Raw genomic sequence first — 10,724 nt, 5'->3', positions numbered from 1 at the left:
AACCCTGCCGCCGTGCCACAGCCCCGCGACTGGCTCACCCAACTCGGCCAGAACGTCCGCGCCCTCCGCGAAGCCGCCGGCCTCCGCCAAGCCGACCTCGCTGACCTGGTCGGTGTCAGCCGCGCCAGCATCGCAAACATCGAAGCCGGCCGCCAAGACACCACTGTCACCGTGCTGCTGACACTCGCGGACGCCCTGGACACCACCGCTGGCACGCTGCTCGGCGAAGACCCCGCGCCGTTGTCGCTGCTCGCCCGGATCGCCGACGGGCAGCGGCGCATCGCGGGGGCGTTCACCGAAGCGGCCGTCCTGATGGAACGGATGGGGCAGGACGCCGCCGAGATGCGCGACCGCATGGAAGCGCTCGGCCCGTACGAACCCGTCCGGCCGACAGAGGGCTGACCGGTGGCCATCGACCGCTGCACCGAGACGCGACCGCACCCCGCCCACCGCACCCAGTACGGGCCGTTCGGCGTGAAGGACTGCCCCGGGGTGCCGATGACCCCTGCCGCCGCCGAGCCTGCGTACCACCCGGGCGGCCCGGTCGCCGGCCCCCCACTGACGATCCTGCTCTTCCCCGACGAGTGCTTGCTCGCGGCCAGGGAGAACCGCGTGGCGTGCGTCCGCGCCGACCACCAGCACCAGGCCGAGGGCTGAGCGGTGACGTGCGACGTGTGCGGCCTGCCTGACAGCTACCGGGGCCAGGGCGACGGCATTGGGTCCTGCGACTGCCCCCGCTGCGACTGCGGGTCGGCGCGCGGCTCGTACCTGTGCGACTGCCCACCCGACGACTGCCGCGACCACCTCTGCTGCGGCGGCTGCGCGGACGATGACGGCGAGCCGTGGCCCGACGACGTGATTCGCCCCGTCGTCACCGTCGAGCTGCCCGGGGTGAGCCGGTGAGCGCCGAGCAGCTCGCCCTCGATCTCTGGGCCACCGCGCCGACGCCGCCGCGAGCCCCGCGCCCGCTCGACTCGCATCAGCGCGGCCACGTACGCCTGCCGTACGACACCGCTGGCCTCGGCAAGACCGGGGACATCGTCCCCGCCTGGGTCTGCTGCCGGTGCGGCGGCGTCGAGCTGACCGAGTACTCGCTCAACATCAACCACCACTGCGAGGCGTTCAACCCGGGATGCCGTGGCCGAGCGCCCGACGCGCGCTACCCGTTCAACTTTCGGCCGTACTGGATCCCGCCGGCGGAGGTGACCCGGCCGTGACCCACCAGGCGGCGCTGATCCACCACCCCGGCCGAGGCGGCATCTGGCGACGATTCCTGCTCGCCGGCCCCGACCGGGTCGTCAACGCCGCCCCCTGGCTCGACGCCGTCGCCCAACACGCGCCCGTCGGCACCTGCCGCCCCTGCGGCGGCTACCTGTACCCCGGCCAGCCCTACCGGCCCGCGTCCGGCAACCGCGACTGGTACCCGGCCGTCTGCGCCACCTGCCACCAGGACACGGCGGCGCCCGGCCCACGCCCCACCAGAAAGAGGAAAAGCACCCGATGACGTGGTTCAAGGTCGACGACTCGTTCTACGACCACCCCAAGGCGTTCGACGCGACCGACGCCGCCATCGCGCTCTGGCTCCGAGCCGGCACCTGGTCCGCACGCAACCTCACCGACGGGTTCGTGCCGACCGGAATGCTCGCCCGGCTGTCCACGGGCGGCGATGCGGCCGCCGGCGAGCTGGTCGTCCGAGGGCTGTGGAAGAAGGCGCGAGGCGGCTACCGGTTCCACGACTGGGCGGACTACCAACCGACCAAGGAGGAGGCGACCGCAGGGAAGAAAAAGCTGTCGGCCGCCGGCGCCCTCGGTAACCACCGCCGGTGGCACCTGGGCGCCGGCAAGGTCGACCCCGAGTGCCGGTACTGCCAGGCCGACACGGGCGATCGCCAACCGCCAACGAAGGGCCAACGAACGGGCAACGAAGGACGAACGAAGGCATCGGGTTTGCCATCGCCTTTGCCCATCGAGGACCAGTCGAGCACCGGGGGGCAAAATCCGAATCCGGCACCTGACCAGCAGGGACAGGTATCGCCCAGGCGATCGGGTGGCGATCGGGTTGGCGAGGGGGTACCCGAATCGCCCCCGATTCCCCCCGACCCGGCCCGACCCGACCTTATGGGGGGGCGATCTTCGTACGTCTCTCACGACCGCGCGCACGGGGGTCCGCCCCCCTCCCGATGCGACAAGCACCTGACCGACCCGGACCCCGGCCCGTGCCGGGCTTGCGGTGACGCCCGCAAGGCCCGGGAGGCGTACGACCGCGACCAGGTGACCGCCGCCGCCCGCGCCCAGTCCGAGCGGGCCCGCGACCAGGCCGCCGCCAGCCGCACCGCCATCGACGCCTGCCGCCTCTGCGGACCCGACGGCAAGCGCGATGGCCGGCTCTGCCTGCACGACCCCGACATGACCGACCGATCCCGCCGCGGCGCATCGCTCGCCGCGGCCGCCATCCGCCGACCCACCACTCAGGAGACGCCGTGATCACCAAGCCCACCAGGGTCCGCACCCACCAGGTCGCCGGCCCCGCCCAGCCACTGCGCCGACCCGCCGAGCCGATGCTGCTCGACCCCCGACGGTGCACCTGCCGCAAGCCCACCTTGGTGGCCACGTTCCGCCGCGAGCAGCTCGTCGCCCTGGAGCTGCGCCACCTCCGGTCGAACGGCTGCGCGTACCCCGCCCAGCCCGTCGACGTCGCCAGCTGGCGGCTCCCGTGGTGACCACCGAGCCCGCCTGGGCCTGCGGCGCCTTCCAGTCCGACCCACCCCCGGAGATGGACCCGTACCGGTGCAGCGAGCCGTACGACCACCCCGGCGACCACCAGGCCGTGATCGTCGGCCAAGTCGTCGCGCAGTGGCCCCGCCGGCCACAAACCTGACCCACCCGCACAACCCGAGAGGCCGCCCGTGACCCACCCGCACCAGCTGCACGCCACCCGCGCCGCCGGGTCACTCGCCGCCGCCCGCACCCGCCTCGACCAGGCCGTCACCGACGAATGGCTCGCCCGCCGCCGCGAGGCCAAGGTCATCGCCGCCGCCGGCGCCATCCAAGCCTGGCGACCCATGTCCGGCCCGTCCGGCCAAGGCGGCCACGGCGACCTGGTCGGCCGCACCGCCGTCTCCACCCTCGAACCCGAGGTACGCGACGGCCACCTCGCCCGTCTCGCCGCGTCGACCACCGCCACCCTCGCCTGGCTCGCCGACGCCCTGCGGCTCACCTTGGCCGGTGACCCGCTCTACGCCCTGGCCGACGCCGCGCCCACCCTCCGGCCCAGCACCGCCGCCCACCTCACCCGGTGGCTGGACGAAGCCGACCAGCGGATCCGCGACACCCTCCACCTCGACCCCGACGGCACCGCCCTACCCGGGCGACGATGCCCCCGCTGCGCCCGCCGCCAGCTGACCGCCCACACCACCGGACCCCGGACCGCCTGGACCGTCACCTGCACCCCCACCTGCCGCTGCGTGGGCGACACCTGCCCGTGCACCATGCCCATCCGCGCCACCGACGTCCCCCACGTCTGGGGCCCCGACCACCCGCTGATCACCGGCCTGACCGCCATCGCCTGAGAGATGATCGAACCGTGGATGACTTGGTGACCTGGCTATGCGCACAGCTCGACGCCGACGAGCTCACGGCGACCAACCTCGACGAGCTCGGCGGCTGGGAACGCAGCGGCATCGAGGCCACCGCCGGCGGGCACGTGGTCGACTACCTCGACGTCTTCGACTCCGCCCGGATGCTCGACGAGGTGACCGCCACGCGCCGCATCATCGACCTGTACGAGGAGACCGAGTTCGGTGACTTCGCGCGGCGAACCGCGCTCGAGGAGGTCGTCCGGATCCGAGCTGTGCCGTTCGCGCACCGGCCCGGCTACCGCGACGACTGGCGGCCTCAGTGACCGACGAATGGATTCCCGCCGACGGCGACCACTGGGGCACCGCCCGCATGATCGCCACCCACCTCGGAGGCGACGTCACCGAAGCCATGATCCGCAACTGGGCCGCCCGCGACGGCCTCCCAACAGCCAAGATGCGCGACCGCCACGGCCGCCGACAGACCCGCTACCCACGCCAGAAAGCGACCGACATCGAAGCCCAGAAGTACCTCTCGGGCCGCGGCCGCAAGCGTCGACTTGACGAGACGATCATCGTCGCCGCATGATTTGATCACTCCGAACCGGTAGGTGAACCCTGCCCGCAGCCGGACCAGAGCTAAGCGGGTGACTCCCCGGGAGCCTCTACCTCGGGCGCCGGGACCTCGTGGACCTTCTCTCTCGGCATCCATCCCGACGGGTCGCGCTTGAGCCACTCAGGCTCGCGCTGATGCGCTTCGGCAGCAGCCAGACGCAGCGCCGCCGTAACAACGAACTCGAGACAGAACGAGAAATCGTCGTCAGTCGGCGCGTAGCCTTCCGGTGCCGTGTATTCCCGCCGCCCGTCGCCATACGCGGTCATATCAGGGACCAGCAGATCGAACTTCAGATACGCCGGGAAGTCCAAACCGAGCGCGACCATCCGCATCGCCGGGCGCATCAACCTGGCGGACGCTACGGCCGACGCCAAAGCCTCCGCCACTCTGCGAGAGCGTGTGAAGCTCGACCCGCCGAGCAACTTCTCGATCGCTTCCTTGACGTCGTGCGCCGTCGCCGCGAACGACAAATCAGGTCCGAAGGCGAACGGGGAACTGTTCCTGTCGAACCAGGAGATGCGGCGCTCGCCCCGGTGGGGCTCGAACAACTCGTCGAACGCATCCCGCAGCTTCACCATGGCGAGGCGCGTCCTTCCACCCGCCTGTTCAACCTCCGCGGCGCGCAGGTCGGCACGCACCTTGGCTTGGCTGACGACATCCACCATGGACACGTCTGCGTAGTCCACCCTGAAGACTGCTTGCACAGTGGCCGCCATGAAGGTTGCCGCGTCAGCGCCAGCGAGCGTGATCGTCGCCGACGACGGGACGACGCCGTTGTGCTTCAAGTCGTTGCGCGAGCGGTGAAGCCGCTGCATCCCCCGGAACCCGGTCAGACCGCCCGGCACACGGGGGGCAAGCACCTTCCAGTAGTCCTCAAACTTCGGCGACATGACGCCGTAGTGATCGGCCACTAGCAGGAGCAGGCTCTCGACCGCATCGTGCAGCATCAGCAGCGAGACCGCGGACTGTGGATCAGGGAGCTGGGCCTGACCGTCGGCCAGTCGATGCAAGTAGCGGATGAACGCAAGACGCCGTACTGCTGTCGGATCAAGAGTCACGCTGCGACTCTCGCACCTTGCCGCTGGCCGGCTCAACGGCGATACGCCCCGTCGACTCGTTCATCTTGCCGGCGCTACCACCCGCCCCGCCGCTCCGGTGACTACGCATCTGACTCACCGGAGGTGTTCATGCCCCGACCCGGCAGCACCACCGACCGCGGCTACGGCTGGCAACACCAACAACTCCGCGACCAGTGGGCCACCACCATCGAGCACGAAGGCAGCACCCGCTGCCACGCCACCCGCTGCCTCGCCCCCAGCCGCGCCATCCGACACGGCGACGACTGGGACCTCGGCCACACCGACGACCGCACCGCCTACACCGGACCCGAACACCCCCGCTGCAACCGCGCCGCCGGCGGACGCAAAGGCGCCCAAGTCGTCAACGGCCAACGCACCCCACTCCGCCACAGCCGCGTGTGGTTCCCAGCCGAGCAACCCACCCCCCAGCGCCCGTGACCCAACGTCACCGAACCTCAAAAAAATTCGGACATTGGGGGCGAGCCTGACCGCCGGGGTCAGCATTTTTTTTCCGCAGGGTGGTGATCTTGGATGGCCGGCCAGCGGATGCGCTGCCAGACGTGCCGCGAGCGGTTCACCCGGGCGCAGGGCACCCGCCGTCTGCACTGCGAGAAGTGCCGTCCGCCTCGCCAACCGACCGCCCCGGTGCACGCCTTGCCCGAGCGGCCGACTGAGCCCGGTCCGATCGAGACGGCGACACGCAAGGAGCTGGACGCCCGGAAGCGGGCCGACACCACGGCGGGGGCGATCGCGCTGCGGCTGGCCCGGGACCTGGACTCGCAGTTGCTGACCGCGTCGCAGGCGTCGTCGCTGTCGTCGCAGCTGCTCCGCACCATGGCGATCGCGACGGAGGGCGCTCCGGCGGCCCCCGACGAGATGGATGAGCTGGCCCAGCGGCGGCGGGAGAAAGCGAGGGGCGCATGATCGGCGCGCCTGAGCCGATGACCCAGCCCGCGCACCTGTGGGTGCCACCGCGGCGCGGGTCGTACGGGCCGGAGATCATCGACTTCTGCGACATGATCCACCTGCCGGTCGACCCGGAGCAGCGCCTGGCGATCGACGCGACGGCGTCGTACGGGCCGGGTGGCCGGTGGCTGGCGCTGGAGACGGCGATCATCGAGGGCCGGCAGAACGGCAAGACGATGAAGGTCGTTCTGCCGATCACGCTGGCGGACCTGTTCCTGTTCGACGACAACCCGGACCGGATCGTGTGGACCGCCCACCGGATGAAGACGTCCCGGGACGCGTTCAACGAGGTCAAGCAGCTGATTGACGGGTCGGACTACCTGTCCCGCCGGGTGAAGAACATCGTCGACTCGAAGAGCGAAGAGGCGATCGAGCTGACCTCCGGCGCGACGCTGGAGTTCCTGGCCCGTACCGCTGACGGCGGCCGCGGTCTCGGTGGGAAGCGGCTGGTGTTCGACGAGGCGCTGTTCCTGTCGGCCGATTCGATGGGCGCGCTGATCCCGACGCTCTCCGCCCGGGGAAACCCGGTCATCAACTACGCGTCGAGCGCCGGCAAGCAGCAGTCGGACCACCTGCGCCGGCTGCGGGACCGGGGCCGCCGCGGCGGCGACCCGTCGCTCGTCTACATCGAGTATTGCGCGCCGGGCAGCTGGGACGACCCGGGCTGCGAGCTGGGTCCGGAGTGCCCACACGAGTACGGCACCGAGGGCTGCTCCCTCGACGACGAAGACCGGTGGCGGAAGGCGAACCACGCGATCAGCCGCGGCCGCATCACGATCGAGTTCGTGCGCGGCGAGCGGCGCACGTTGACGCCGCGGGAGTTCGGCCGGGAGCGCAACGGCTGGTGGGACGACCCGGTCGGCGTGGTCGACGAGCTGCTGAAGCGGTGGGCCGACCTCGGCGATCCGGACTCGGCGCCGACGACCCGGCCGGTGTTCCTGATCGACGTCGCGCCCAGGTCGCGGTCAGCGGCGATCATCGCGTCGATGAAGCTGCCCGACGGCCGCACTCACCTGGAAATCGTGGCGCACCGGCCGGGTGTCGCGTGGGTGCCGGACGCTGCCGAGCAGCTGAAGGTCCACGACCCGCTGGACTGGGTGATCGACCCGGCCGGGCCGGTCGGCGCGTTGAAGCCGGCCCTGGCCGAGCGGGGCATCGAGCCGCGGGAGATGACCACCCGGGACCTGGGGCAGGCCTGCGAGGCGTACGCGTCAGCGGTCGACGCCGGAGACATCGTGCACCTGGACGACGCGGCGTGGCTGACGGCGATCAAGGGCGCCGCGAAGCGGGACATCGGCGACGGGCTGTGGGCGTGGGCGCGCCGCAAGAGCGACGCGGACATCACCGTGCTGGTCGGCGGGACGGGCGCGTACTGGGGGCTGTCGGTGGTGCCGCCCGAGGTCCCGCCACCACCGCCGCCGGTGAACGCGCCGGTCGAGTCGGCGGAGTCGTGGACGAACGACCTGGCCGCGGCCGGGTTCTGAACGTGGGGAGGTGTTGCCGGTGACCGCACCAGTGGGCGAGATCGGGTACGCCGCCCGGACGTCGGTGCTCGGCTGGATGGAGATGGCCGAGGACGAGCCGACGCCGGAGCTGCGGTGGCCGGACTCAATCAAGGTGTACGACGCGATGCGGTCGCAGGACTCGCAGGTCGGGTCGGTGCTGCGGGCGGTGACATATCCGGTGCGGCGCACGCCGTGGCGGATCAATCAGGCCGGCGCCCGCGACGAAGTGACCGAGTTCGTCGCCGACAACCTCGGTCTGCCGATCGTCGGCGCCGAGCCACGGCCGCTGCCACGCACCCGGGACCGGTTCTCGTGGGATGAGCATCTGCGCCTGGCGCTGCTGATGCTGCCGTTCGGCCACGCCTACTTCGAGCAGGTGTACCGCATCACCGACAACGGCACGCGGGCGCGCCTACGGAAGTTGGCGCCGCGGCTGTCGAAGACGATCGAGAACATCGAGGTCGCCGACGACGGCGGCCTGGTCAGCATCACCCAGTTCTCGTCGAAGGTCGGCAAGCGGCAGAAGCCGATCCCCGTGGACCGGCTGGTCGCGTACGTGCTGGAGCGCGAGGGCGGCAACTGGCTGGGGCGCAGCGTGCTGCGCGGCTGCTACAAGAATTGGCTGATCAAGGACCGGCTGCTGCGCGTCGACGCGCAGACGATCGAACGCAACGGCATGGGCATTCCGCTCTACCGGGGCGCCCCGGGTGAGAAAGACCTCGGGCCTGGCCTGCAGATGGCGAAGTCGTGGCGGGCCGGTAACAGCGCCGGCAGCGCGGTGGCCGACGGCGCGGACCTGGTGCTGCGCGGCGTCGAAGGTGACCTTCCGACCGCGTTGCCGTCGATCCGCTACCACGACGAGCAGATCGGCCGCTCGGTGCTCGCGCACTTCCTCAACCTGGGCAGCCAGACGGGCAGCTGGGCGTTGGGGACGACCTTCGCGGACTTCTTCACCCTCAGCCTGCAGACCCTCGCGCAGGAAGTCGCGGACATCGCCAGCCAGCACGTCGTCGAGGACCTGGTCGACCACAACTTCGGCGAGGACGAACCGGCGCCGCTGGTGACGTTCGACGAGATCGGCTCCCGGCAGGCGGCGACGGCGCAGGCGCTCAAGTGGCTTGTCGAGGCGGGGATCCTCCGCCCGGACCGGTCCCTCGAGGAAGACACCCGGCAGCAGTACGGGCTGCCGAGCAAGGACAGCCCGGCGCCGGCGCCGGCCGACGATGGGAGTAGCTGATGAAGGGACAGGCCGACCTGCTCTACCTGCTCCGCCCCGATCCGGCGCGCCGGCCCAGTGTGGTGCGGACATCCGCGCAGCGGGCTGCGGCGTTGGCCGCCGGCGACAAGCCGCCGGCGTGGTACGAGGTCGGGCCGGTGCTGGCGCTGGCCGCCGAGGGTGAGGGCGACGACAAGGCCACCAGCGCGGACGTGTACGTGTACGACACGATCGGCGGCTGGTTCGGGATGACCGCCGATGACTTCGTGCGCGACGTCGCGTCGCTGGACGTCGACGAGATCGTGCTGCACCTCAACACCCCCGGCGGGGACGCGTTCGAGGGCGTCGCGATCGCGAACGTGCTCCGCGCGCACCGGGCGAAGGTGACCGTGCGGGTCGACGGCCTGGCCGCGAGCGCGGGAAGCATCATCGCGATGGCCGGCGACGAGGTCGTCATGGGCATCGGCAGCCAGATGATGATCCACGACGCGTGGGGTGTGGGCATCGGCAACGCCGCCGAACTGACGAAGTACGCCGAGCGGCTGGCGTCGACGAGCAACGCGATCGCCGCGGCGTACGCCGCGAAGGCGGGCGGCACGGCCGAGCAGTGGCGGGCCGTCATGCAGGACGAGGTCTGGTACACGGCGGAGGAAGCCGTGACGGCGGGCCTCGCCGACCGGGTCGCGGCCGCCGACGAGACGGGTACCGCGTCGGGCGAGCAGATCACCCCGGGCGGCTCGTCGAGCTTCTGGGACCTGTGGGATTCCCTGCGGGATCCGGATCGGTTCGACCTCAGCGCCTTCCAGCACGCCGGGCGCGCGAACGCGCCCGCGCCCGCCATGGTGGCGGGCCCCATTTCCCCGGTCGCGTCCGCGGCCGGTTCCACCCAACAGGAAGGGAGCCGCGCCGTGGCGTTCAGCGACGAGCAGCTCGACAACCTGCGGCAGCGGCTCAACGTCGCCGACGACGCCGACGAGGCCACCATCCTGGCGGCTCTCGACACGGCGCTCGCCGAGCGGCCGGCCGCGCGGCAGACCGCACCGGGCACCGTGGTGCTCGACGAGGACCAGCACGCCCAGCTGCTCGCGGATGCCCGCGACGGCCGGGAGGCGCGGGCGCAGCAGCTGCGCGAGCAGCGCGAGGCCACCGTGAAGACGGCCGTGAAGGACGGCCGGGTTCCGCCGGCACGCGCCGAGCACTGGCTGACGCAGCTGGAGGCCGACCCGGGTGCCGCCGAGACGCTGGCCAGCCTGAAGCCGGGCCTGGTGCCCGTCGACGAGCTCGGCTACGCGGGCGAGGACTCGAAGGCGTCCGCCGACCCGGCGGCCGCAGACGACTACTGGTTCGTCGGCGCGCCCGCCGCGAGCCGGAAGGGGAACTGACATGGCGAACGAGTGCATCCCGTTCTACGAGCCCGGGCGCCGGATCACCTGCCACGCCACCGCCGGTGTCACTGGCTGCCGGTTCGTCATGATCTCCGGCAACCGGCAGGCCGACGGGTCGATCAGCGTCGCGCACGCCACCGCCGCCACCAAGGCGTTCGGCGTGGCCGCGTACGACGCCGCGACCGGCGAGAAGGTCGGCATCGTGCGGGGCTCCGGGTTCATCGTCCCGGTCACCGCAGCGGCGAACCTGACCGCCAACCAGCGCGTCGAGGTCGGCGCGAACGGCCAGGCCGCGGTCCTCGCGGCCGGCATCGCCGTGGGAACGGTCGTCACCGGCGCCACCTCCGGCAACCTCGCGCAGATCGCGCTCGACTGAGAAAGG

Annotated in this window: 18 protein-coding genes; 17 read left to right on the top strand and 1 reads right to left on the bottom strand. The window is 71.5% G+C overall.

Annotated features, from left to right (window positions below):
- Positions 1-12: 12 nt before the first annotated feature.
- Genes ACWD6N_RS03600 through ACWD6N_RS03550 form a run of 11 tightly spaced genes read left to right on the top strand, consistent with a single transcriptional unit; the run spans position 13 to position 4,164 of the window.
- Positions 13-402, top strand: coding sequence for a helix-turn-helix domain-containing protein (locus tag ACWD6N_RS03600; protein WP_450004435.1), 390 nt, complete (start codon positions 13-15; stop codon positions 400-402).
- Between the two features lie 3 nt (positions 403-405).
- The gene (locus ACWD6N_RS03595) at positions 406-657 is read left to right on the top strand and encodes a hypothetical protein (RefSeq protein WP_450004434.1); all 252 of its coding nucleotides are present in this window, start codon (positions 406-408) and stop codon (positions 655-657) included.
- A 3-nt stretch (positions 658-660) separates the two neighbouring features.
- A complete protein-coding gene (locus tag ACWD6N_RS03590; protein ID WP_450004433.1) occupies positions 661-903 on the top strand; it encodes a hypothetical protein in 243 nt (80 codons plus the stop codon).
- A complete protein-coding gene (locus ACWD6N_RS03585; protein ID WP_450004432.1) occupies positions 900-1,217 on the top strand; it encodes a hypothetical protein in 318 nt (105 codons plus the stop codon). The genes ACWD6N_RS03590 and ACWD6N_RS03585 overlap by 4 nt, the downstream gene beginning before the upstream one ends.
- Entirely contained in the window at positions 1,214-1,504 is a 291-nt protein-coding gene (locus tag ACWD6N_RS03580; RefSeq protein WP_450004431.1) for a hypothetical protein, read from the top strand. Before ACWD6N_RS03585 ends, ACWD6N_RS03580 begins: the two co-directional genes overlap by 4 nt.
- Positions 1,501-2,484, top strand: a complete 984-nt coding sequence (locus ACWD6N_RS03575; protein WP_450004430.1) for a hypothetical protein — start codon at positions 1,501-1,503, stop codon at positions 2,482-2,484. The genes ACWD6N_RS03580 and ACWD6N_RS03575 overlap by 4 nt, the downstream gene beginning before the upstream one ends.
- Entirely contained in the window at positions 2,481-2,720 is a 240-nt protein-coding gene (locus tag ACWD6N_RS03570; RefSeq protein WP_450004429.1) for a hypothetical protein, read from the top strand. Before ACWD6N_RS03575 ends, ACWD6N_RS03570 begins: the two co-directional genes overlap by 4 nt.
- Positions 2,717-2,878, top strand: a complete 162-nt coding sequence (locus tag ACWD6N_RS03565) for a hypothetical protein (RefSeq protein WP_450004428.1) — start codon at positions 2,717-2,719, stop codon at positions 2,876-2,878. The genes ACWD6N_RS03570 and ACWD6N_RS03565 overlap by 4 nt, the downstream gene beginning before the upstream one ends.
- Before the next feature lie 28 nt (positions 2,879-2,906).
- The gene (locus ACWD6N_RS03560) at positions 2,907-3,569 is read left to right on the top strand and encodes a hypothetical protein (protein ID WP_450004427.1); all 663 of its coding nucleotides are present in this window, start codon (positions 2,907-2,909) and stop codon (positions 3,567-3,569) included.
- A gap of 14 nt (positions 3,570-3,583) precedes the next feature.
- A complete protein-coding gene (locus tag ACWD6N_RS03555; protein WP_450004426.1) occupies positions 3,584-3,901 on the top strand; it encodes a DUF6221 family protein in 318 nt (105 codons plus the stop codon).
- Complete coding sequence (locus ACWD6N_RS03550) at positions 3,898-4,164, top strand: hypothetical protein (RefSeq protein ID WP_450004425.1); 267 nt, start codon at positions 3,898-3,900, stop codon at positions 4,162-4,164. The genes ACWD6N_RS03555 and ACWD6N_RS03550 overlap by 4 nt, the downstream gene beginning before the upstream one ends.
- A gap of 50 nt (positions 4,165-4,214) precedes the next feature.
- On the opposite strand, the gene ACWD6N_RS03545 is transcribed toward ACWD6N_RS03550, so the two are convergent.
- Positions 4,215-5,249, bottom strand: a complete 1,035-nt coding sequence (locus tag ACWD6N_RS03545) for a hypothetical protein (protein WP_450004424.1) — start codon at positions 5,247-5,249, stop codon at positions 4,215-4,217.
- Between the two features lie 129 nt (positions 5,250-5,378).
- On the opposite strand from ACWD6N_RS03545, the gene ACWD6N_RS03540 reads away from it, so the two are divergent.
- From ACWD6N_RS03540 to ACWD6N_RS03515, 6 genes are all read left to right on the top strand, one after another.
- Complete coding sequence (locus ACWD6N_RS03540) at positions 5,379-5,708, top strand: hypothetical protein (RefSeq protein ID WP_450004423.1); 330 nt, start codon at positions 5,379-5,381, stop codon at positions 5,706-5,708.
- A gap of 93 nt (positions 5,709-5,801) precedes the next feature.
- Complete coding sequence (locus ACWD6N_RS03535; RefSeq protein WP_450004422.1) at positions 5,802-6,194, top strand: hypothetical protein; 393 nt, start codon at positions 5,802-5,804, stop codon at positions 6,192-6,194.
- Positions 6,191-7,720 (top strand): terminase large subunit domain-containing protein, encoded by a 1,530-nt coding sequence (locus tag ACWD6N_RS03530; protein ID WP_450004421.1) that lies wholly within the window; start codon positions 6,191-6,193, stop codon positions 7,718-7,720. Before ACWD6N_RS03535 ends, ACWD6N_RS03530 begins: the two co-directional genes overlap by 4 nt.
- Before the next feature lie 19 nt (positions 7,721-7,739).
- A complete protein-coding gene (locus tag ACWD6N_RS03525) occupies positions 7,740-8,978 on the top strand; it encodes a phage portal protein family protein (RefSeq protein WP_450004420.1) in 1,239 nt (412 codons plus the stop codon).
- Positions 8,978-10,339 carry a head maturation protease, ClpP-related gene (locus tag ACWD6N_RS03520; RefSeq protein WP_450004419.1) on the top strand — a complete coding sequence of 454 codons (1,362 nt, stop codon included), beginning with the start codon at positions 8,978-8,980 and terminating at the stop codon, positions 10,337-10,339. Before ACWD6N_RS03525 ends, ACWD6N_RS03520 begins: the two co-directional genes overlap by 1 nt.
- A 1-nt stretch (position 10,340) precedes the next feature.
- Entirely contained in the window at positions 10,341-10,718 is a 378-nt protein-coding gene (locus tag ACWD6N_RS03515) for a capsid cement protein (RefSeq protein WP_450004418.1), read from the top strand.
- The last annotated feature ends 6 nt before the right edge of the window (positions 10,719-10,724 follow it).

This window comes from Micromonospora sp. NPDC005163 (assembly GCF_053599835.1).
The sequence above is the reverse complement of the archived record's forward strand: the minus strand, read 5'-3'. Positions and strand labels throughout refer to the sequence as shown.

What these genes read in the sequence shown, in the direction of transcription:
- ACWD6N_RS03515 (WP_450004418.1), top strand. Translation starts at nt 10,341, where the DNA reads ATGGCGAACGAGTGCATCCCGTTCTACGAGCCCGGGCGCCGGATCACC.
- ACWD6N_RS03520 (WP_450004419.1), top strand. Translation starts at nt 8,978, where the DNA reads ATGAAGGGACAGGCCGACCTGCTCTACCTGCTCCGCCCCGATCCGGCG.
- ACWD6N_RS03540 (WP_450004423.1), top strand. Translation starts at nt 5,379, where the DNA reads ATGCCCCGACCCGGCAGCACCACCGACCGCGGCTACGGCTGGCAACAC.
- ACWD6N_RS03530 (WP_450004421.1), top strand. Translation starts at nt 6,191, where the DNA reads ATGATCGGCGCGCCTGAGCCGATGACCCAGCCCGCGCACCTGTGGGTG.
- ACWD6N_RS03575 (WP_450004430.1), top strand. Translation starts at nt 1,501, where the DNA reads ATGACGTGGTTCAAGGTCGACGACTCGTTCTACGACCACCCCAAGGCG.
- ACWD6N_RS03535 (WP_450004422.1), top strand. Translation starts at nt 5,802, where the DNA reads ATGGCCGGCCAGCGGATGCGCTGCCAGACGTGCCGCGAGCGGTTCACC.